Genomic DNA, 22,433 nt, shown 5'->3' with positions numbered 1-22,433 from the left:
CCCTGCCCGCCGATTGCCAGGAGGCCCCATGTTCGACGCTCCCTTCGACGTCTTTGCAGTGATGTCTGCGATCGTCGCGTTCCTGATCGCGCTGAAGGCGTCGAACCAGGTGACCGAGCTGCGCCGCCGGCTGGGCTCGCTTGAGGCCGCGCTGCAGGCGCAGCGACAAATCCAGCCACCGCCATTGATGCCGGTCCAAGAGCAGGCTGCTGCGACCACCACGAACGCGGCAGAGCCGCCGCCGCTTGCGCCTGAAGCCGAAGCCGAGGTGTCGCCGCCGCCGCTCGTGACCGAAGACGTTTCGCCGCCACCGCTCGAAGTCAACCCCTCAGCGGATGCGCAGCCGCCGGTGCCCGCGCCGGCTCCCGGCTTCGAGGAACGGCTCGGCACGCGCTGGGTGGTGTGGATCGGCGGGCTTGCGCTCGCGCTCGGCGGCTTCTTCATGGTGCGCTATTCGATCGAGGCCGGCCTGGTCGGCCCCGGCGTGCGCGTGTTCCTCGGTGGCCTGTTCGCGCTCGCTTTGCTGGGCGCCGGCGAATGGACGCGGCGCAAGGAGAGCATCTCCACCATCGCGGCGCTGCCGATCGCCAATATCCCCGCGATCCTCACTGCGGCCGGAACCACGGTCGCGTTCGCGACCGTCTACGCAGCCTACGCGCTCTATGACTTCCTGGTGCCCGCCACCGCCTTCGTGCTGCTCGGCCTCGTTGCGCTCGGCACGCTCGCGGCTGCCCTGCTGCACGGGCCGGCGCTTGCGGGCCTCGGCGTGGTCGGCGCCTTCGCGACGCCGGTGCTCGTCTCCAGCGGCAAGCCGGACTATTGGGCGCTGTACATCTATCTCGCCATCGTCACGGCCGCGAGCTTTGGCCTCGCCCGTATCAGGCTGTGGCGCTGGCTGGCCGTGACGACGATCGTCTTCGCCGTACTCTGGACTTTCCCGGGGCTCGATGCCGGCGATTTGCAGGTCGCGCCGCATGCCTTCCACGTGATCGCCGGGTTCGTGCTCGCGGCACTCCTCGTCGTCTGCGGCTTCATGTTCGGCCCGACCATCGAGGACGGACAGATCGAGCCGGTGTCGTCGAGCGCGCTCGGCGCCTATCTGTTCGGCGCGATGCTGATCGTGCTGTCGAGCGCACATGCCGATCTCGCGCTGATCGCCTTTACACTGCTTGTCGCGGCGACGCTGTTCGTCGCCTGGCGCGCGGAGGCCGCGGCCGGCGCGCTGGGCGCGGCTGCTGCGACCGTGTTCATCGTGTTCGCTGAATGGGCCGTGCGCGCCAATCCCGACATGCTGGTGCTTCCGGGCGGGCCCATGCCCGGCATCACGCCGACCGCCACCGACAGCGCGGTGACGCTGCACCTGGTGATGGCCGCGATATTCGCCGCCGGCTTCGGCATTGCGGGCTTCTTCGCGCAGGGCCGCTCGAATTCGGCGATCATTCCGGTGGTGTGGTCGGCGGCCGGCGTCGCCACGCCGATCGCGATCCTGGTCGCGCTCTATGCCCGCATCGCCCATCTCGACCGCTCGATCCCGTTCGCGATCCTAGCGGTGCTGCTCGCCGCTGCCTTTGGCGCCGCGACGGAAACGCTGACCCGCCGCGAAGCCCGGCCGGGCGTTGCGATTTCGACGGCGCTGTTTGCGACCGGCACGCTCGGCGCGCTGGCGCTGGCGCTGACCTTTGCGCTGGAGAAGGGCTGGCTCACCATTGCACTTGCGCTGATGTCGCTCGGCACCGCCTGGATTGCGATGCAGCGGCCGATCCCGTTCCTGCGCTGGCTCGCAGCCATCTTTGCTGGGCTCGTCACCGCGCGCATCGCCTATGATCCGCGCATCGTCGGCGACGCCGTCGGCACCACGCCGATCTTCAACTGGTTGCTGTGGGGTTATGGCCTGCCGGCGGCCTCGTTCTGGGCGGCGAGCAGGTTCCTGCGCCGCAGGGGTGACGACGCACCGCTGCGCATGGTGGAGGCGGCCGCGATCCTGTTCACCGCGCTGCTCGCCTTCATGGAGGTTCGCCATCTCGCAACCGGCGGCGACATGATCGCGGCGCCGTCACTGCTCGAAGCCGGCCTCCAGGTCTGCGTATCATTGGCCATGGCGATCGGGCTCGAGCGATTGCGGCTACGCAGCCACAGCATCGTACACAATGTCGGCGCGGTCGTACTGACCGCGATCGCCGGCTTCGTTAGCCTGTTCGGCTTGCTGTTCCTGGAGAACCCGCTGATCTGGCGCATCGACGTCGGCGGCACCGTGTTCAACCTGCTGCTGCTCGGCTACGCACTGCCGGCGGTGCTGATGCTGCTACTCGCTTATGCTGTGGTCGGCGCGCGGGGCAAGATCTATGCGAATTCAATCGCTGGCGCTGCGCTGGTGTTTGCGCTGTCGTACCTGACGCTGGAGATTCGCCGCTTCTATCACGGCCCGTTCCTCACCAGCGGTGAGACCACGGGGGCCGAGCAATACACCTATTCGATCGGCTGGCTTGCCTTCGGCGTCGCGCTGCTCGGCATCGGCATAACAGTCAACTCCGAGCGGGCGCGGCTGGCGTCGGCGGCCGTCATCGCGCTGACGATCCTGAAGGCCTTCGTGATCGACATGTCGACGCTGACCGGCGTCTACCGCGCGCTGTCGTTCATGTGCCTCGGCATCGTGCTGGTCGCGATCGGCTGGCTGTACCAGCGCATCCTATTCCGGCGGCAGGCTCCGCCGCCGGTTCAGCAGGCAGGCAGTTGAGGATCAGGCCGCGCGGACCGATTCCAGGAATTGCGCGACCTCGACCTTGAGGCGGGTGCTGTCGGTCGCCAGCGATTTCGCCGCGGACAGAACCTGCGTCGAGGCCGAGCCGGTCTCGATCGCACCACGCTGCACGTCGGCGATGTTCACCGAGACCTCCTGCGTGCCGAGCGAGGCCTGTTGCACGTTGCGCGAGATCTCCTGCGTGGCGGCGCCCTGCTCCTCGACGGCGGCGGCGATCGCGGAGGACACTTCCGACAGCCGCTCGATGGTGCCGCCGATCTCCTGGATCGCACTGACCGATTCCTGCGTCGCCGCCTGGATGCCTGCGACCTGCGCACCGATCTCGCCGGTCGCCTTCGCGGTTTGCTCGGCCAGTGCCTTGACCTCGGAGGCGACGACGGCGAAGCCGCGGCCGGCTTCGCCTGCGCGTGCCGCTTCGATCGTGGCGTTCAGCGCCAGCAGATTGGTCTGGCCCGCGATGGTGTTGATGAGCTCGACGACGTCGCCGATGCGGGAGGCCGCTTGCGACAGCTCGTTGACGCGCGCATTGGTCCGCGCCGCCTGGTCGACGGCTTCCGCGGCCATCCGCGCCGAATCCTGCACGCGACGGCTGATTTCGGTGACGGAGGACGAAAGCTCTTCCGAAGCGGACGCGACCGACTGCACGTTGGTCGAGGCTTCCTCGGAGGCCGCGGCGACCGCGGTCGCGAGCTCCTGGCCGCGCTGCGCGGTACTCGTCAGCGTCGAGGCCGACGCCTCGAGCTCGGTCGAGGCCGAAGAGACGGTGCCGACGACTTCGCCGATCATGGCTTCGAACTTGCGGGTGATGGCATCGACGCGGCGGCCGCGTTCGATCTTGGCCTCGGCATCGCGCGCGGCCGCCTCGTCGGCGGCCTTCTTGGCGATCAGCGCTTCCTTGAAGATCTGGAGCGCATCCGCCATCGAGCCGATCTCGGTCTTCTCGCCGCGATGCGGCACGTCGGCCGAGAGGTCACCCTCGCCGAGCGACTGCATCGGCTTGATGATCGAGGCAATGCCGCGCGACACGTCGCGGACGAGATAATAGGCCGCGCCGATCGCGATCGCGACCGAGGCGATGATGATGCCGACCAGGATGCGGAAGATCATCGCGTAGCTGTCGGCCGCCTGCTTGGTTTCGGATTCGGCGCCACGGTTGTTGAGCTCGATGTCCTTCGTCAGCAGCGGATCGGCGGCCTGGGCCATCTTTGCGACCCTGGTCTGCAGCAGCTCGTTGGCCTCAGTCGGGAACTTGCCGGGGCTCTTGCGCGATAGCGCCATGACGTCCTGCACGCCGTTCAGATACTCGCCCCACGCCGCCGTCCATTGCCCATAGATGGAGCGCTCTTCGGCGGACGTGATCAGCGGCTCGTAGGTCTTGCGGGTCTGCTCGATGCGTTCGCGCAGCGAGGCGAGGCGCTTCTCGGCCGCCTCCTTGCCCTCGGCGGTGTCCTGCATCAGGTGCAGACGGAGCGCGACACGCAGCTCGTTGACATCGGCACGGATCGAGCCGAGCGCGCGGACGCTCGGCAGCCAGCTCTGCGCGATCTCAACGGTGTGGGAGTTGATGTTCTGCATGGTGCCGATCGCCACGACACCTACGCCGGCGAGCGAGAGCACGAGGACCGACAACACGGTCAGAAGCTTGAAGACGATCGACAACTTCGACATCACGACAAATCCCGATGATAACTAAACGCACAAATCACCCGCGCCGCGACCGTCGCGGTGGACGGAGGGGCGGTGGTCATTCCAACAATGCTGGCTGGTTCTTATCCGGTAAGATTGCGCGCATAGTTGCAAACAGGCGTTAACAAGAACCTAGAGGAACTACTGATTTGCCGATTCTCGACACTTTAGCCTCCCTGCGATCATCCGTCGCAGTCTCCGAGGCATCGCATAGCACCACACCCAGGCACCGCGTTGAACGCAGTGCATCATTCTCGTAAGGCGATCTACGCCGTCACGCCGCGCGCACCGAATCGAGGAAGCGCGCGACCTCGCTCTTCAGCCGGTTGCTCTCCTGCGACAGCGATTGCGCCGCCGAATGCACCTGGGCCGACGCAGCCCCTGTCTCGCCCGCACCGCGCTGGACCTCGCCGATATTGGCCGACACGTCGGAGGTGCCCTGCGCGGCGTGCTGAATGTTGCGGGAGATCTCCTGCGTGGCGGCGCCCTGCTCCTCGACGGCGGCGGCGATGGTCGAAGAGATTTCCGACATCCGCGCGATGGTGTCGCCGATCTCCCTGATCGCGCTGACGGAGTCCTCCGTCGCGGTCTGGATCGCACCGATGTGCTGGCCGATCTCGCCGGTTGCCTTGGCGGTCTGCTCCGCCAAGGCCTTCACCTCGCTCGCCACCACGGCAAACCCGCGGCCCGCCTCACCGGCGCGCGCTGCCTCGATCGTGGCATTGAGCGCCAGCAGATTGGTCTGGCCGGCAATGGTGTTGATCAGATCGACCACGTCACCAATACGCCTTGCAGCCTTGGTCAGCTCGCTGACGCGCGCATTGGTGCGCTGCGCCTGCTCGACAGCGACGTCGGCGACGCGCGCCGATTCCTGCACCTGACGGCTGATCTCGGAGATCGACGACGTCATCTCCTCACTTGCTGATGACACCGACTGCACATTGGCGGACGCTTCCTCCGAGGCCGATGCCACCGAGGCGGCAAGCCCGTTCGAACGCTCGGCCGCGTGCGTCAGCGTATTGGAGGAGGCTTCGAGCTCGGTTGCCGCCGTTGAGACGGTCTCGATGATCTCTCCGACTGCGCCTTCGAAATCATCGGCCAGCCGCTTCATGTCCGCCTTGCGCTGCGCTCGCCGTCGCGTGTCAGCTTCCGCCTGCTCGGCGCGCAGCCGCTCGGCCTCCGTCATGTTGGTTCGGAACACCTCGACCGCACCGGCCATCTCGCCGATCTCGTCCTTGCGTCCGATGCCGGGGACGGCAATCGAGAGCTCGCCGCGCGCAAGCCGCGTCATCGCGTCGACCATGCCGGACAGCGCCTTCGAGATCGAGCGTCCGAGCAGGAAACCCACAACTGCAAGCACCGCGACGGTGACGAGGAAGGCGATCATCATCCAGAACCGGACGGCGTCGCGGGTCGCCGCTTCGGCGGCGTCGGCCTGCTTGTAGAGACCCTCGACCGTAGTCCGTACCTCCTGCATCCCCGGCTCGAGCTCGCGGAATGTCTTCATCATGCTGGCATCCAGGGCTGTGCTCTGCTGCGCGGTGTCGGCCCAGGCCGCAAACTCGGACAGGTATTTCTGGAGCTTGGCCGTGATGTCGTTCATCACTGCCGTAGGAACTGCGACGAGCTCGATCGCGTTGGAGAATTCAGCCGCGGCCTTCTTCACCTCGGCAATGTATTTTGGGTCACGCCGCAGCATGAAATCCTTCTCGTGCCGGCGCATCATCAGCATCCAGCTCGTCGACCTAGGATCGTCGACCTCCTTCAGCTTCGCCTCGATGTCATGCACCGCGGCGCGGAGCGAGCCGGACAGGCCGAGCGTCTGGTTCAGCCCGAGCCTGGTTTCAGCAGCGACCAGCGCGTTGAAATCCGCGGTGTAGCGCTTGAAGCCCTCCTGGGCCTGCTTGGTCTTGTCTGACAGGGCGCCCATACCGCCCGCCGACATCAGCCGTTCGACCTCGTCGAAATCGCGGTTGATCGGGCCGATCAGCTCGGCATGCGCCTTGGCATAGCTCTCGTTGCGGCGCTGCTGAAAATTCTTCTCGTTGCGGCGGGCCTCCAGCATCTCGATCGAGAGCTGCTTGTTGAGGTCGGCGATCGTGCGAGCGCGGTTGGCGACGTCGCGGGAGGCGTCCTGGGAGAGGCTGCCGATCTCATAGATCGCGCCGAAGGCGACCAGTCCAACGAGGCCGAAGAGTCCGATCGCCATGACCTTGTGGGTCAGGCGGATGGAAAAGCCGCTCATGAATGTGCTCCAAACCGCTCAAGACGCAATGCAGACGGGCGACCGAACACCCGGAAAATTGCGGGGATCATGCCTGCGTCGCTTTTCCGGAAGGTTAACCCTGCATCTCATTCGTCGCGGCGCCGCAACATGCTCGCGCACAAACGCCGCGCGATCGCGCGCGGCGTTTGCAAGGTTATGTCTGTGGAGAGATGCCGGCGTCAGGCCGCGCGAACAGTGCCGAGGAACTTGCCGACCTCGAGCTTGAGGCGGTTGCTGTCGCCCGACAGCGACTGTGCCGCCGACAGCACCTGCGAGGACGCCGAGCCGGTCTCGCTGGCCCCGCGCTGCACCTCGGTGATGTTCGAAGACACCTGCTGGGTGCCCTGCGAGGCCTGCGCGACGTTGCGGGAAATCTCCTGCGTCGCCGCGCCCTGCTCTTCCACCGCGGCCGCAATCGCCGAGGAGATCTCCGACAGCCGCTCGATGGTGTCGCTGATGTCCTTGATGGCGCCGACCGATTCCTGCGTGGCGACCTGGATGCCCGAAATCTGCTGGCCGATCTCGCCGGTCGCCTTCGCGGTCTGCTCGGCCAGGGCCTTCACCTCGGACGCGACCACGGCGAAGCCGCGGCCAGCTTCACCGGCGCGCGCCGCCTCGATCGTGGCATTGAGCGCCAGCAGATTGGTCTGGCCGGCGATGGTGTTGATCAGCTCGACCACGTCGCCGATGCGCGTCGCTGCCTTGGACAGCTCGCCGACACGATCGGTCGTGGTGCGGGCCTGACCGACCGCCTCGCTCGCCACCCGCGCCGACTCCTGAACCTGGCGGCTGATCTCGGTGATCGACGACGACAGCTCCTCGGTCGCGGACGCGACCGACTGCACGTTGGTAGAGGCTTCCTCGGAGGCCGAGGCTACCACGGTCGCGAGCTGCTGCGCATGCTCGGCGGTCGAAGTCAGGGTCGTCGCGGAGGCCTCGAGCTCGGTCGAGGCCGAGCTCACGGTCTCGATCACCTCGCCAACCGCGCTCTCGAACTGATCGGCCAGCAGGAGCATGTCCTGACGCCGTTGCGCGGCGCTACGTTGCTCCATCTCCTTCTGCTCGGCTTCCATGCGAATCTTGGCAAGGCCGTTATCGCGGAACACTTCCGCGGTCCTGGCGACCTCTCCGACCTCGTCCTTGCGATCGAGGCCGACGATCTGAACCTCATACTTGCCGCTGGCGAGATCCTGCAGCACACCGACGATCATGCGGATCGGCTTGGCGATGCCGTACTGGCCGATGATGAAGCCCAATGCGCCGCCGATAACGACACCGAGGCTGGCGAGGATGACCAGGAAACGCGACGTCGATTCGTACTGGTCGCGCGCCTCCTTGCTCTTCTCCTCGACGCGCGCATTCAAGCGATCGGCGAGCTCACGGACCTTGCCCTGGAGATTTTCAGCGGCGGTCCTGCTTTTGAGGGCCGCGTCGCGCAGCTTGTCAGCACTCTCGCTCAGCTTCGCCGACTTCTCGGCCTCCACCGCCGCCAGCGTAGCATCCATCTGGCTCTTGTAGGCCGAGAAGGCGTCGCGCACGCCAGGGAGCAGCGCCCTGGCTTTTTCGTCCGGGGTCTGGCTGACCTCGTCGAACCGCTCCTGATATTGCTTGAGCTGCGCGTTGATCACATCGCGCGCGGCGAGACGGTTCTCGTCGCGGGGATCGAGCGCGCTACGGAATTCCGCGCGGTTCAACGCAATGACGTTCTGGTTGGCGCGGGCGGCGAGCAAAGACCGCCGTGCGGAGGTCGACATCACGTCGGCCTTTTCGCTGAGATCGCTGAGGGCAGAGACACCGACCCAGGCGATCGCGGCACCGATCCCGCACAGAAGGACGACAATCCCGAGGATCTTGCTCAGAATGCGGAAGCGGCCGAGAAAATGCATGACTGGAATACCTCACGGGAATCGCCGCGCAAGCGGCTGAATTTCCATGACCTTCGTCCAAAACCATTCCGGTTGTCTTAACCACGATTGCCGTAGAAACACGGTGTTTCAGCCGCTATTCGCGTGGCTATTGTCCTCCGAGAGTTGCGCAGGGAGCAGAGCTCGCGCCGGAGTTTTGATCAGGCCATGCGCACCGTCTCCAGGAACGAATTTGCCGACTGCTGTCTACCGACAGCGATCCGCTGCCCGCAACCGTTAACGTCCGCCCTGCGGTTCGCAACACATCGCCTCGCCCACGAGGCTGATGCGGAACACCGGCTCCTTGTTCTCGTCGAGCAGCTCCATGCTCCACTTCGCATTCGGCTTCATATTGCGCACGATGCTGCCGAGCAGATTGGCACAGACCTCGGTCATCTCGTTCCAGGCCGCGTCGCGATCCTCGAACTCGTACGGTTGATCGGCGGCGCCGGAATAGCGGCCGGTGCTGATGCGGAAGAAATACAGCGACATTTTTGAACCCTTGTTGAGGGCCGCCCCCCGGCCGTTACGCAAGGCTGGGGCGCCAGTCGCTACCAAGGCATAAAAACCGCAGGCCGTATGACTACGGCGCTGCGGTTTCGCGTGCGATGCATTCGTTAAAGGCGGGCCAGTTGCGCACGCAGTTTTGCGCGGGACATCACTCTGTCGAGCGGCGCAGCTCGAGCGGACCTTCGTTCTTCAGCTCAGATTTGGGCTCGGACTTCACTTCCGACTTCACCGGCTCGATCCGGCTGCTCTCGATCCGCGGAGTCTCGACGCGCGCGGCGACCTCGGTGCTCGATGTGTTGACCGAACCGGTCTGCTCTGGCGCACGCAACGAGCGCGGCCGCGCAACGGCGCGCGCCATCAGCATCTGGTTGCCGCCCTGGTGGTGGAAGTCGCAATAGGCAAAGCCCATGCCCGAGACGGAGCCGCGGAAGCTGCGCTCATCGGTCTTTTCGAGGTTGAAACAAGGCTCGAACGGAATGCCCTTGATCGAGGCGCAAACGTTCTGGCCGCGAATCTGGAGCGTGTTGCCAGGCAGGCGGAGATGTTTCACCGGGCCAGAGCCCGAGAACTGCACCGCGCCGGCGGCGCCGAGATCGTCGAGGATACGGCCTGCACCGCGGGTGCCGTCGAAACAGGTGAAGGCGAACACCTTGCCGGCGACGAAGCGCCGTGCCTCATCCGCGTTCATACTCCCGGCCAAGGCGATGGCCGGCGCAAACGTCACGACTGCCGTGACAGCCCCCAACACGATACGCGCAAGCATGCTCAACTCCGAACTAACCCCCGCAGCGGGCGATGCCTTATCTCTTTACCCGCTGCTTACCATACTAACCATGGCGACATTGAAGCAGCTTGGTTGGTAAAGTCTGAACGCCGTTAGACAATTTTTACCACGATGCGACCGCGGACCTGGCCGGCCAGGATTTTCGCGCCCCATTCCGGAACTTCGGCGAGCGGAATTTCCGTAGTAATTTCAGATAGTTTCGACCGATCCAGATCGGACGCGAGGCGCTGCCAGGCAGCTTTTCGCGGGTCGATCGGGCACATCACGGAATCGATGCCGAGAAGGCACACCCCGCGCAAAATGAAGGGTGCGACAGAAGACGGCAGGTCCATGCCGGCGGCGAGACCGCAGGCGGCGATGGCGCCGCCATACTTGGTCATCGACAGCAGATTCGCGAGCGTGGTCGAACCGACGCTGTCGACGCCACCCGCCCAGCGCTCTTTGGCCAGGGGCTTTGCCGGCGCCGACAATTCATTGCGGTCGATCACCTCGGCAGCGCCGAGGCTCTTCAGGTAATCGGCCTCCGAGGCGCGGCCCGTCGAGGCGATGACGTGGTAGCCGAGCCAGGACAGCACGGCGGTCGCGACCGAGCCGACGCCGCCCGCCGCGCCTGTCACGACGACCGGGCCGCTTTTCGGCGAGACGCCGTGCTTCTCGAGCGCGAGCACGGAGAGCATCGCAGTGAAGCCTGCGGTGCCGATCGCCATGGCGTCGCGCGCCGACAGGCCCTGCGGCAGAGCGACCAGCCAGTCGCCCTTCACCCGCGCCTTCTCGGCATAGGCGCCGAGATGGGTCTCGCCCATACCCCAGCCGGTGCAGACGACCTTGTCGCCCGCTTTCCACGCGGGATGCGATGAGGCTTCGACCGTGCCGGCGAAGTCGATGCCGGCGATCATCGGGAAGCGGCGTACCACCGGTGCCTTGCCTGTCAGCGCGAGGCCGTCCTTGTAGTTCAGCGTCGACCATTCCACGCGGACGGTAACGTCGCCATCCATCAGTTCGGCTTCGTCGAACTGGGTGAGCGCGGCGGTGGTGCCCTTGTCGGCCTTGTCGATCCGGATCGCCTTGAACGTGGCCACAGCAAACTCCCTGACTTGTTTGACGGGGATGTTTAGCCGATCAGGCAGGCTGCGCAACCGCTCGCTGGACCGGCTTCTCCACGATCGGAAGATTGATCAGCGCCGAGAGCACGCCGAACAGGATCGAGAGCCACCAGATCGGCGTATAGGAACCGAACTTCTCGAACACGATGCCCCCTAACCAGACGCCGAGGAAGCCACCGACCTGGTGGCTGACAAAGGCGAAGCCATAGAGCGTCGCCAGCCAGCGCGTGCCGAACATCAGCGCCACCAGCGCCGAGGTCGGGGGCACCGTCGAGAGCCAGGTCAGGCCGGAGACCGCACCGAACGCGATCGCCGAGAACGGCGTGATCGGGAACGAGATGAAGGCGAGCGTCGCAAGCGCACGGGTGAAATAGATCACCGACAGGATGTAGCGCTTCGGCAGGGAGTTCTGGAGATAGCCGACGCTCAGCGAGCCCATGATGTTGAACAGGCCGATCGCCGCGATCACCCAGCCGCCGGTTTGCGTCGAGATGCCGCGGTCGACCAGGAACGCCGGCAGATGCACGGTGATAAAGGCAAGCTGGAAGCCGCAGGTGAAGAAGCCGAGCACCAGCAACACGTAGGAGCGATGGCCGAAGGCCTCTGCGAGCGCCTTGGTGATGGTCTGCTCATTCGCCGGCGCAGTGCTGGTGCTGCCTGCAACCGGCGGCGTCGAAATCGCCAGCGCCAGCGGAATGATCAGCAGCATCAGGAAGCCGAACACGGTGAGCGCCTGCTGCCAGCCGAAATTGTCGATCAGCGCGACACCAATGGGCGCGAACAGGAACTGGCCGAGCGAACCAGCCGCAGTGCCGGCGCCGAGCGCGAGGCCGCGCTTCTCGGCCGGCAGCAATTTCGTGAACGCCGACAGCACCAGGTTGAACGAGCAGCCGGCGAGACCGAAACCGACCATGACACCCGCGCCGATGTTGAGCGACATCGGCGTCGAGGAATAGCGCATCAGCAAAAGGCCGCCTGCATAGAGCAGCGCGCCAACGCACATCACGCGGAACAGGCCGAAGCGATCGGCAATTGCGCCCGCGAACGGCTGGCCCAATCCCCACAACAAATTCTGAAAGGCAATGGCGAGGCCGAACACGTCGCGGCCCCAGGCGAACTCGTGGCTCATCGGCTGCACGAAGAAGCCCAGCGCCGAGCGCGGACCGAAGCCCAGCATACCGATCGCACAGCCGCAGAGGATGATGACGGCCGGCGTGCGCCAGTTGGAGGAACGTGAGGTCGAACCGAGCTCGCCCGCTTGTGTCGACATGGTGCTCCTCCTCGGCCCGGTGCGGATCTGCAAATCGGCAGCCGCGCATTAGGCGTTTAATGCAAATGCATGAAAACCCCAAGCCGAAAATGATTGCGCTCCACGAGGGGCTGCCCAGGGAGCATTGCGTTTCATCGCGGCGCCGTCTGGCGTCAAAAGAGCGACTTGACGGGAATGTGTGCGACGGGACCTAGCGGCGGGATCGATGCCGTGTTATCTTCGATTTACTCAGATTGAGTATATGTAAGCCTTGGTGAAACCGACCGGCCTCTCGGCCGGATTTCTCAGGCTCTATATATACTCATAATGAGTATAATTACCATGCACGGAGGCTTCGATGCCGATCACTGGAATTTACGGCCCCGACGATTTTGCCAATCGGCCGCAGGGCCAAGCCACCTTCGCCCCGCTGGCGCCGGCGCGAACCGGCCCCCCACTTCCGCGGCCCTCGCTGGAATGGACGGGCGAGATCGAACGCGCCACCGCGCCGATCTACGAGCGCGTCAAGCATGTGATCCCACCGATCGAATGGCCGCTGATGGCGCCGACGATTCACGCGATCAATGAACTGAAGCGCGCGCGCAATGCGGTGATCCTCGCCCACAACTACCAGGCGCCGGAGATCTTTCATGGGGTCGCCGACATCGGCGGCGATTCGCTTCAGCTCGCCATCGAGGCCACCAAGGTGAAGGCCGATATCATCGTCCAATGCGGCGTGCACTTCATGGCGGAGACGTCAAAGCTGCTCAATCCGGACAAGACGGTGCTGATCCCGGACTCGCGCGCCGGCTGCTCGCTCGCCGCCAGCATCACCGGTGCCGACGTGCGGCTGCTCCGCGAAAAATTCCCCGGTGTGCCCGTGGTCGCCTACGTCAACACGTCAGCCGAGGTGAAGGCCGAGGTCGATATCTGCTGCACCTCGTCGAACGCAGTGCAGGTGGTGGAGAGCCTGAACGCACCAAGCGTGATCTTCCTGCCTGACCGTTATCTCGCGACCTATGTCGCCTCGAAGACCGACGTCAAAATCATCGCCTGGAAGGGCGCCTGCGAGGTGCATGAGCGCTTTACAGGCGAGGAGCTGCGCGCCTTTCGCGACGCCGATCCCTCCGTGCAGATCATCGCGCATCCCGAATGTCCGCCGGACGTGCTGGCGGAGGCGGACTTCACCGGTTCGACCGCGCACATGATCAATTGGGTGCGCGCAAGGCGCCCGAAGCGGCTGGTGATGATCACGGAATGCTCGATGGCCGACAACGTCCGCGCCGAGCTGCCCGATGTGGAAATGCTGCGCCCCTGCAATCTGTGCCCGCACATGAAGCGCATCACGCTGTCCAACATCCTGGAGAGCCTGCTGATCCTCGGCGAGGAAGTCACGATCGATCCCGCGCTTGCAGTGCGTGCACGGCGCTCGGTTAAGCGGATGATCAATTTGAAGAACTGAGGACGTGACATGACAAACAACATCCACAACCTCACCCGCACCACCGATGACGTCGTCATCGTCGGCGGCGGTCTTGCCGGATTGTTCTGTGCACTCAAACTCGCGCCGCGGCCGGTGACGCTAATCTCGGCAGCACCGCTCGGACAGGGGGCATCATCCGCTTGGGCGCAGGGCGGCATCGCCGCCGCCGTCGCCGAGGGCGACAGCCCGGAGGCGCACGCCGCCGACACGATCGCCGTTGGCGGCGGCATCGTCGATGAAGGGGTCGCGCTCGGCATCGCGCGCGAGGCGAGCCTGCGGATTCACGATCTGCTCGCCTACGGCGTGCCGTTCGATCGCGATCTGGAAGGCCGGCTTGCCGTGGGGCGCGAAGCTGCGCATTCGGCGCGGCGGATCGTCCACGTCCGCGGCGACGGCGCGGGGGCTGCGATCATCGCGGCGCTGAGCGAGGCCGTACGCCGCACGCCGTCGATCCGCCTGATCGAGGGCTTTGTCGCCGAAGCGCTGCTCACCGACGACGGCGCCGTCACCGGCCTTCAGCTGCGAGAGGCCGGCAATTTTGCTGCGAGACCCCTGATGATCGCCTCGCGCGCGATCGTGCTTGCGACCGGCGGCATCGGCCATCTCTATGCCGTCACCACCAATCCGGCCGAGGCCAATGGATCGGGCCTTGCGATTGCCGCGCGCGCCGGTGCCGTGATCGCCGATCCTGAGTTCGTGCAGTTCCATCCGACCGCCATCATGGTCGGCCGCGATCCCGCACCGCTTGCGACCGAGGCGCTGCGCGGCGAAGGCGCGACGCTGATCAACGGCCAGGGCGAGCGCTTCATGCTTGCACTCCATCCCCTCGCCGAGCTCGCCCCGCGCGACATCGTGGCCCGCGGCGTGTTCGCCGAGATCGCAGGCGGTCGCGGCGCCTTCCTCGATGCGCGAGAAGCACTGGGCGCGCGCTTCGCCGACAAATTCCCGACCGTGCATGCAAGCTGCATCGCGGCCGGCATCGATCCGGCGACGCAACCAATCCCGATCGCCCCGGCCGTGCACTATCACATGGGCGGCATTGCGGTGGACGCACGCGGCCGCAGCTCCATCGACGGGCTCTGGGCCGGCGGCGAAGTGTCGTCCACCGGTGCGCATGGTGCCAATCGACTCGCCTCCAATTCGCTGCTCGAGGCCGTGGTCTATGCCGCTCGCATCGCCGACGACATCGCCGGCCAGGCAATCCCCTCACCTGCTCGCCTTCCCGATGGGCTGGTGATGCCGCGCGGCGGGGCGCCGGATGCAGCCAGCGTGAAGCAATTGCGCACGATGATGAGCACACATGTCGGCGTGATCCGCGAGCGCGACGGACTTGCGGACGCCGTGCGCAGCGTTGCTGCGCTCGAGCACACGGCCACGAGCATCGCTGTCCGCAACATGGCGACGGCAGCCCTGCTCGTAGCGGCCTCAGCCTGGAGCCGGCAGGAGAGCCGCGGCGCGCATTTCCGCTCCGACCATCCCGCGGAGGTGCCCGCACTAGCGCGGAGAACGATGACCACACTCGCTGCGGTACGCGAGATGGCGGACGGCCTCACCGCGCAATTAACGCCGCGCATCGCGCAATCCATGATCGCCTGACGGAGTCTTTCATGATCATCCCGACCTCCCTGCTCTATCCCGACGCCTTTCTCTCTCCGCTCGCCATCGACGAGGCCGTGCATCGCGCGCTCGACGAGGACCTGGGCCGCGCCGGCGACGTCACCTCGCTCGCGACGATCCCGGAAGCGACCAAAGCGCAGGCAATCCTCGTCGCGCGGCAATCCGGCGTCATCGCCGGTCTGCCGCTCGCGCTGGCAACGCTGCAAAAGCTCTCGCCCGACCTCGAGGTGCGTGCGCATGTCCGCGACGCCGCGCGCGTTACGCGGGGGCAGCAAGTCCTGACGATCTCCGGCCCGGCCCGCGCCATTCTCACGGCGGAGCGGACCGCGCTGAACTTCGTCGGCCGGCTGTCGGGCGTCGCCACGCTGACCGCCGACTACGTCGCGGGGACTGAAGGCAGCAAAATGCGCATCTGCTGCACCCGAAAGACCACGCCGGGATTGCGGGCGCTGGAGAAATACGCGGTACGTTGCGGCGGCGGCTTCAACCACCGCTTCGGCCTCGACGATGCGATCCTGATCAAGGACAATCACATCGCTGTCGCCGGAGGCATTCGCCCCGTGCTGGAGCGTGCCCGCGCTCATGCCGGCCATCTCGTCAAGATCGAGATCGAGGTGGATACGCTGGCGCAACTGCGCGAGGTGCTCAACACCGGCCTTGCAGAAGCCGTGCTGCTCGACAACATGGACATCGCGACGCTGCGCGAGGCGGTGCGGATCAGCGAGGGCCGGGTCGCGCTGGAGGCGTCGGGCGGCGTCACGCTGGACTCGATCGCGGCAATCGCGGCCACCGGCGTCGACTACGCCTCATCCGGCGCGCTGACGCACTCGGCACCGAATTTCGACTGCGCGCTGGATATTGAGATGTGAGGCAATTGCTCTTCGCCCAGGGCTGGCTGCACCTCTCCCGCTTGCGGGGGAGGTCGGCGCGAAGCGCCGGGTGGGGGCTTTCTCCACACGGGGGGTTCTCGCTTGCGGAAGCACCCCCTCCCCAACCCTCCCCCGCAAGCGGGAGAGGGAGCGCACCTTCACCGCGGCGACAATTGTCTTACCTTCGCTCGACCACGCCCAGCTCGGCGGAGCTCTTGGCTTCCTGGGCGAGCTCGGCCGAGAGCGCGGCGGTCTGCGCCGGCGTGCCCCAGCTCGGTTCCTCGTCGCCGTCACCCCAGGCACGCGGCCGGTAGAAGGTGTGCACGCCGAATTTGTACATCTTCTTCATCTCGGCGACCCAGGACGGACGCACCCAATAAGCGTGGTAGTGCGTCGACTTACCGACTTCGGGCAGCCAGATCTGGCCGTCGAGCATCGCCTTCGAGATCTTCTTGGCGCGCTCCCACATTTCGGGTTCGCGGATCACATCGGGATTGTTGTCGCAGGCAAAGGTGAACTGGCAGGCGAAGTGGCGGTACTTGTTCTGATAGACCACACCGCACACGGTGTCCGGATATTTGCCGGAGAACACGCGGTTCATCACGACTTGCGCGACCGCGATCTGGCCGCGCACAGCCTCGCCGCGGGATTCGAAATAGACGGCTTCAGCGAGGCACTTCTCGGACTTGGCGCGTGACTTGTCGTCCAGCGCCAGCCGCTCGGCCGGCGATTTGGTACGCTGGTTGTCGGCGTTAACCTCGCCCTTCGGCGCGACGCTCTCGCCGCTCTCGATCGCGTTTCCGACGTCCTCGTTCGGCGGCGACAGCGAGGCCAGCTTCATGTCGGGGTCGGGCATCACGATCAGCGGCTCGGCGCCCGGCTGCCAGCTCTCGATGCTCTCGACATTGCCGCCGAGCGAGGAGCTGCCGAAAAACAGGTTCGAGGTCTTGACACTGAAGGGATCGCGCGGTGGGGCGGCGATCGTCGCCTGCTTGAGCGCATTGAGCGGCTGCGCTGCAAAGGAGAGCGCGTTGTCGTCGGCCTTCGGCGGATTGGCATATTGCGCCAGTGGAGGCGCGCGCATCGCCTCCTGGAGCTCGGGATCGAGCGCTGCGGCGGACTCTGGCGACATCGCTTGCGGCTGCGCGACCGGCAGCTGAACTGGCAATTGGACGGTCTTGGCGCCGAACACGGAACTGTTCGAGGTCGCGGGATTTTCCTGTGCGGGGGCTGAGGGCGGCGCCGCCATTTCGGGCGCAGGCGCGGGCGTCACGGTGGCAAGACGGTCGCCCTTCAGAGCGCGATCGACCTTGGGGAAATCGGAGGCCTGGTAACGCGTCGGCGGCTGGAACACTGGATTGCGCGTGACGGCGCCCGTGACGTCCCGACCATCGAGGCTTGCGAGGCGAACCATTGCGCTCTGTGGAACCGACGTTCCGATCGGACGCGAGAAACTGTAAGTGGCGAGCTGAATGGACGAGGCTGCGGAGAACACCTGCTTCTGCCAACGCTCGGCGACGCCGGGCTGACGCGCCAGCAACGAGCCTAGGTCCTGATAGCCGGTCTCTCTCGGCATCAATGCGAAGATGCAGAGACCGATTCCGAAGGATGCGAACCGCGCACCCTTCGGATGGTTACGCAACACAAACATCGATACGCTCACGCTACGCTTACACCAGAGAGATCGAGCCGCAGTACTTCCGTGCAATTCGATCTTTATCGTGAGTATCTAATTTAGGTTGCCGGGGCGTTAATCGACGTTGCGCAGCCGACACACTCAAGCGATGTCAGGTGTTTTCACGGCGCGATTGCGTGCGTTGGTAAATGCGAGCTGATGTGAAGCGGTAAACATCTGGTCAACGCGAATGGTGAAGGAACTCTTGCGCGTGCGTATCATTACGGGACGTGTGAGGTTCCGTTGTGTGTGCGAGATGCGTCTACACAACCGCCGTCATGCCCCGCGAAGGCGGGGTATCCAGTACGCTGCGGCTCCTCGATTCAATCACAGCCGTCTCGGAGTACTGGATCGCCCGCCCCAGTGCGCAAGCGCGCACAAGGCGGGCGATGACAGCGAGTGTGCGGCCTGGATTGCTTCGCTGCACTCGCAATGACGCGGGGAGAGAGCGGTATGCCAAATGAAAGAGGCGGGGTTTGGCCCCGCCTCTCTCATCTCAATCCTGCACTTCGTCTTACGCCTGACTCGCGACCGCTTTGCCGAGTGCCGCCTGCGCAGCAGCAAGCCGCGCGATCGGCACGCGATACGGCGAGCACGAGACGTAGTCGAGGCCGACATTGTGGCAGAACGCAACGGAGGCCGGGTCGCCGCCGTGCTCGCCGCAGATGCCCATCTTGAGCTTCGGGCGCGTCTTGCGGCCGCGCGCGACGCCGATCTTGACGAGCTCGCCGACGCCTTCCTGGTCGAGCGAGATGAAGGGATCGATCGAGAGGATGCCCTTCGCCACGTAGGGACCGAGGAAGCTCGCGGCGTCGTCGCGGCTGATGCCGTAGGTCGTCTGCGTCAGGTCGTTGGTGCCGAACGAGAAGAACTCGGCGCTCTCGGCGATCTCCTCCGCGAGCAGGCAGGCGCGCGGCAGCTCGATCATGGTGCCGACCTGATAGGCGAGTTTTGTATTCGTATCGCGCATCACGGCCTTCGCCGTCGCATCGATCCGCGCCTTGACGAGGTCGAGCTCCATCTTGGTCGCGATCAGCGGCACCATCACCTCGAGGCCGACGGCCTTGCCGGTGCGCCTCTCGGCTTCGACCGCAGCCTCGAAGATCGCACGTGCCTGCATCTCGGCGATCTCAGGATAGGCGATCGCGATGCGGCAGCCGCGGAAGCCGAGCATCGGATTGAACTCCGACAGCTCGCGCGCGCGGTCGGCGAGACGCCGCGGATCGGTGTTCATGGCGCGCGCCACTTCCTCGACCTCGGCATGGGTGTGCGGCAGGAACTCATGCAGCGGCGGGTCGAGCAGACGGATCGTGACCGGCAGGCCCTTCATGATCTCGAACAGCTCGACGAAGTCGGCTCGCTGCATCGGCAACAGTTTTGCAAGCGCGGCGCGACGCGACTGCTCGTCCTCGGAGAGGATCATCTCGCGCACCGTGCGGATGCGCGTCTCCTCGAAGAACATGTGCTCGGTACGGCAGAGGCCGATGCCTTCGGCGCCGAACTTGATCGCGGTGCGGGCGTCCTCCGGCGTATCGCCGTTGACGCGGACGCCGATCTTGCGGACCTGGTCGGCCCAGTTCATCAGCGTGCCGAACTCGCCGGAGAGCTCGGGCTCGATCATCGGCATGCGGCCGGCCAGCACCTGGCCGAGCGAGCCGTCGATGGTGATGACATCACCGGCCTTGAAGGTGCGCGAGCCGATGCTCATGGTGCCGCGGCCGTAATCGACACGGATGGTGCCGCAGCCAGAGACGCACGGCTTGCCCATGCCGCGCGCGACCACTGCGGCGTGCGACGTCATGCCGCCGCGGGTGGTCAGGATGCCTTCGGCGGCGTGCATGCCGTGGATGTCTTCGGGGCTGGTCTCGATGCGGACCAGAATGACCTTGTGTCCGTCGCCCTGGAGCTTGGCCGCTTCGTCCGAGGAGAACACGATCTCGCCGGAGGCCGCACCCGGGGATGCCGGCAGGCCGGTCGCGATCACGTCGCGCTTGGCGTTGGGATCGATGGTCGGATGCAGGAGCTGGTCGAGCGAGGCGGGATCGATCCGCATCACCGCTTCCTTCTTGGTGATCAGGCCCTCATTGGCGAGCTCGACCGCGATGCGCAGCGCGGCCTTCGCCGTGCGCTTGCCGCCGCGGGTCTGCAGCATCCACAGCTTGCCCTGCTCGACCGTGAACTCCATGTCCTGCATGTCGCGGTAGTGCTTCTCGAGCAGCGTGTAGATCCGCGTCAGCTCCTTGAAGGCCTCCGGCATCGCCGCTTCCATCGACGCCTTGTCGGAGCCGGATTCCTTGCGCGCCTCTTCGGTGATGTCCTGCGGCGTGCGGATGCCCGCCACCACGTCCTCGCCCTGCGCGTTGATCAGGAACTCGCCGTAGAGCTTGCTCTCACCGGTCGAGGGATTGCGGGTGAACGCAACGCCGGTCGCCGAGGTCTCGCCCATGTTGCCGAACACCATGGCCTGCACGTTGACCGCGGTGCCCCAGGATTCCGGAATGTCGTGCAGCTTGCGGTAAGTCACCGCGCGCGCGTTCATCCAGGATGAAAACACCGCGCCGACCGCGCCCCAGAGCTGGTCATGCGGATCCTGCGGGAAATCCTTGCCCGTCTCGCGCGCGACCGCGTCCTTGTACTTGCCGACCAGATCGACCCAGTCGTCGGCGGTGAGGTCGGTGTCGAGCGTATAGCCCTGGCTATCCTTGAATGTGTCGAGGATTTCCTCGAAGTGATGATGCTCGAAGCCAAGCACCACGTCCGAATACATGGTGATGAAGCGGCGGTAGCTGTCATAGGCGAAGCGGCGGTCGCCCGAGAGCTCCGACAGCGCTTCCACGGTCTCGTCGTTGAGGCCGAGATTGAGCACGGTGTCCATCATGCCCGGCATCGAGGCGCGCGCGCCGGAGCGCACGGAAACGAGCAGCGGGTTCTTGGTGTCGCCGAACACCTTGCCGGTCAACTTGCCGACATAGTCGAGCGCCTTCTCAACCTGCGACTGCAATTCCTTCGGATAGGATTTGTCGTGGGCATAGAAATAGGTGCAGACCGAAGTCGGAATGGTGAAGCCCGGAGGCACCGGCAGGCCGAGATTGGCCATCTCGGCGAGATTGGCGCCCTTGCCGCCGAGCAGGTCGCGCATCTCGGAGCGGCCCTCGGCCTTGCCGTCGCCGAACGTATAGACCCACTTGCCGGCCTTGATTGCGGCCGGGGCCGCCTTGGCAGGCGCAGCCTTCGCAGCGACCTTAGCGGCCACCTTCGGTGTGGCCGGCTTAGTCACAGCCTTCGCGGCCGGTTTGGCAGCGGACTTCGCTGCAGGCTTTGCTGCAGCCTTGGCGACCGGCTTCGGGGCGCTCTTCACGGCGCTCTTGGGAAGCGCCTTGCGGGCCGCCGGTGCGGCCTTCGCCTTGGCGGAAGGCTTTGATTTCGCTGCAGTTTTATTAGGCTTCGAGGCGGCTTTGGCCATAGCTTGCACACAACCTGCGAGAGGAATGGGAAATCGCGCGCCTTACACCACTTTGGGCAGGCGCGCGCAAGTCGAAGAGTTCCGGAAAATGAAGGCCTAGAGATGGAGCCACTTCAATAAACCGAGCCCGATCGCACCATTGATGATGAGAAAGATCGCAACGATCAGGTTGAGAAGGCGCGGCATGATCAGAATGAGCACACCCGCAATCAGCGACAGGATCGGCGAGATGTGGGCGATGGTGAGATGCATGAAAAGTCTTCCTGTGGCGTGAGGCGAATCGCCGGCGGATCATAGCGGACCCGGTTCCGCGGGTAGAGACGCGCGAGGCGGCGACGGGTTCCCTGCTTCGCGAAAACTGCCCGAAATTGCCGCGTATGCGGCAGGCCTTTTCCGGAACATCACGCGCGCCGCAGCATTGGCAACCGGTCGCGCCACTGGCGCCGGCTGAAATCAATTCGAAGGAGTTGCCCATGCGGAACAGGATTCTCGCCCTCGCAGCGCTTGGCGTCGCGCTCGGCTCGCCGATCGCGGCGCAGGCGCAAACCGGGATCACGGTGGGACGTGCGCCTGTCGTGGTCGATAGCGGCCCAACCATTGCAATCGAGCAGCGGCCGGCTTTCCGTGACTATGTCGTCGAACAACGCGTGCCCGCCTTCAGCATTCCGGATCGCGTGGTGGTCGGCGCCACCTTACCCGAGACCGGCGTCACCTATTATGACGTACCGCAACGTTTCGGCGCGACGACCTATCGCTACACCGTCGTGAACGGCGCGACCGTGCTGGTCGAGCCGCGCTCGCGCCGCATCGTCGAGGTGATGGACTAGCGCTCTCAAGCATCAACTAGATGTCCGGCGCGTCATATCAATCAGGCTGACGCGCATTGCGTAGTCGGACATCAGGCCCCGCCCGGTCTTCCCCCACCGGGCGGGGCTTTTTTGTTCCTTCGTGTCCCGGGCAAGCGAAGCGCGACCCAGGACCCAGAAGCTACGAGCACGCGGCTGCATGGGCCCCGGCTCTGCAGCGCACCGCCAAGTGGCGCTGCGCTGCGTCCGGGGCACAAGAC

The 22,433-nt window shown here is 65.3% G+C and carries 15 protein-coding genes; 5 read left to right on the top strand and 10 right to left on the bottom strand.

Going from position 1 to position 22,433, the window contains the following annotated elements:
* Positions 1-28: 28 nt before the first annotated feature.
* A complete protein-coding gene (locus tag ACLFLU_RS11770) occupies positions 29-2,734 on the top strand; it encodes a DUF2339 domain-containing protein (RefSeq protein ID WP_426412349.1) in 2,706 nt (901 codons plus the stop codon).
* 3 nt (positions 2,735-2,737) lie between these two features.
* Here ACLFLU_RS11770 and ACLFLU_RS11765 read toward each other — a convergent pair whose 3' ends face one another.
* The 7 genes from ACLFLU_RS11765 to ACLFLU_RS11735 form a co-directional block, all read right to left on the bottom strand.
* On the bottom strand, positions 2,738-4,426 hold the full coding sequence (locus tag ACLFLU_RS11765; protein ID WP_426412348.1) for a methyl-accepting chemotaxis protein: 1,689 nt from the start codon (positions 4,424-4,426) through the stop codon (positions 2,738-2,740).
* Positions 4,427-4,718: 292 nt separating this feature from the next.
* The gene (locus tag ACLFLU_RS11760) at positions 4,719-6,689 is read right to left on the bottom strand and encodes a methyl-accepting chemotaxis protein (RefSeq protein WP_426412347.1); all 1,971 of its coding nucleotides are present in this window, start codon (positions 6,687-6,689) and stop codon (positions 4,719-4,721) included.
* Between the two features lie 200 nt (positions 6,690-6,889).
* On the bottom strand, positions 6,890-8,596 hold the full coding sequence (locus ACLFLU_RS11755; RefSeq protein ID WP_426412346.1) for a methyl-accepting chemotaxis protein: 1,707 nt from the start codon (positions 8,594-8,596) through the stop codon (positions 6,890-6,892).
* A 255-nt stretch (positions 8,597-8,851) separates the two neighbouring features.
* Positions 8,852-9,106, bottom strand: coding sequence for a DUF6894 family protein (locus tag ACLFLU_RS11750; protein WP_426412345.1), 255 nt, complete (start codon positions 9,104-9,106; stop codon positions 8,852-8,854).
* Positions 9,107-9,272: 166 nt separating this feature from the next.
* Positions 9,273-9,887: a hypothetical protein gene (locus ACLFLU_RS11745; protein WP_426412344.1), complete on the bottom strand. Its 615-nt coding sequence runs from the start codon at positions 9,885-9,887 to the stop codon at positions 9,273-9,275.
* Positions 9,888-10,000: 113 nt separating this feature from the next.
* Positions 10,001-10,987 (bottom strand): MDR family oxidoreductase, encoded by a 987-nt coding sequence (locus ACLFLU_RS11740; protein ID WP_426412343.1) that lies wholly within the window; start codon positions 10,985-10,987, stop codon positions 10,001-10,003.
* Positions 10,988-11,027: 40 nt separating this feature from the next.
* Entirely contained in the window at positions 11,028-12,281 is a 1,254-nt protein-coding gene (locus tag ACLFLU_RS11735) for an MFS transporter (protein WP_426412342.1), read from the bottom strand.
* A gap of 337 nt (positions 12,282-12,618) precedes the next feature.
* Between ACLFLU_RS11735 and nadA the strand changes: the two genes are divergently transcribed.
* From nadA to nadC, 3 genes are read left to right on the top strand one after another with little or no spacing between them, the layout of a single operon-like run.
* The gene (gene nadA, locus ACLFLU_RS11730) at positions 12,619-13,722 is read left to right on the top strand and encodes a quinolinate synthase NadA (protein ID WP_426412341.1); all 1,104 of its coding nucleotides are present in this window, start codon (positions 12,619-12,621) and stop codon (positions 13,720-13,722) included.
* 9 nt (positions 13,723-13,731) lie between these two features.
* The gene (locus ACLFLU_RS11725) at positions 13,732-15,339 is read left to right on the top strand and encodes an L-aspartate oxidase (RefSeq protein ID WP_426412340.1); all 1,608 of its coding nucleotides are present in this window, start codon (positions 13,732-13,734) and stop codon (positions 15,337-15,339) included.
* 11 nt (positions 15,340-15,350) lie between these two features.
* Complete coding sequence (nadC, locus tag ACLFLU_RS11720; protein WP_426412339.1) at positions 15,351-16,229, top strand: carboxylating nicotinate-nucleotide diphosphorylase; 879 nt, start codon at positions 15,351-15,353, stop codon at positions 16,227-16,229.
* 178 nt (positions 16,230-16,407) lie between these two features.
* Here the strand turns inward: nadC and ACLFLU_RS11715 are convergent, their stop codons facing one another.
* From ACLFLU_RS11715 to ACLFLU_RS11705, 3 genes are all read right to left on the bottom strand, one after another.
* Positions 16,408-17,880 carry a cell wall hydrolase gene (locus ACLFLU_RS11715; RefSeq protein WP_426412338.1) on the bottom strand — a complete coding sequence of 491 codons (1,473 nt, stop codon included), beginning with the start codon at positions 17,878-17,880 and terminating at the stop codon, positions 16,408-16,410.
* A 538-nt stretch (positions 17,881-18,418) separates the two neighbouring features.
* The gene (gene ppdK, locus ACLFLU_RS11710; protein WP_426412337.1) at positions 18,419-21,367 is read right to left on the bottom strand and encodes a pyruvate, phosphate dikinase; all 2,949 of its coding nucleotides are present in this window, start codon (positions 21,365-21,367) and stop codon (positions 18,419-18,421) included.
* 96 nt (positions 21,368-21,463) lie between these two features.
* Positions 21,464-21,619 (bottom strand): DUF3096 domain-containing protein, encoded by a 156-nt coding sequence (locus ACLFLU_RS11705; protein ID WP_084291949.1) that lies wholly within the window; start codon positions 21,617-21,619, stop codon positions 21,464-21,466.
* Between the two features lie 221 nt (positions 21,620-21,840).
* Between ACLFLU_RS11705 and ACLFLU_RS11700 the strand changes: the two genes are divergently transcribed.
* A complete protein-coding gene (locus ACLFLU_RS11700) occupies positions 21,841-22,194 on the top strand; it encodes a DUF1236 domain-containing protein (RefSeq protein WP_426412336.1) in 354 nt (117 codons plus the stop codon).
* The last annotated feature ends 239 nt before the right edge of the window (positions 22,195-22,433 follow it).

This window comes from Bradyrhizobium ganzhouense (assembly GCF_049949285.1).
Classification (GTDB): Bacteria; Pseudomonadota; Alphaproteobacteria; order Rhizobiales; family Xanthobacteraceae; genus Bradyrhizobium; species Bradyrhizobium ganzhouense.
This window is presented reverse-complemented; position numbering and strand designations above follow the sequence as displayed.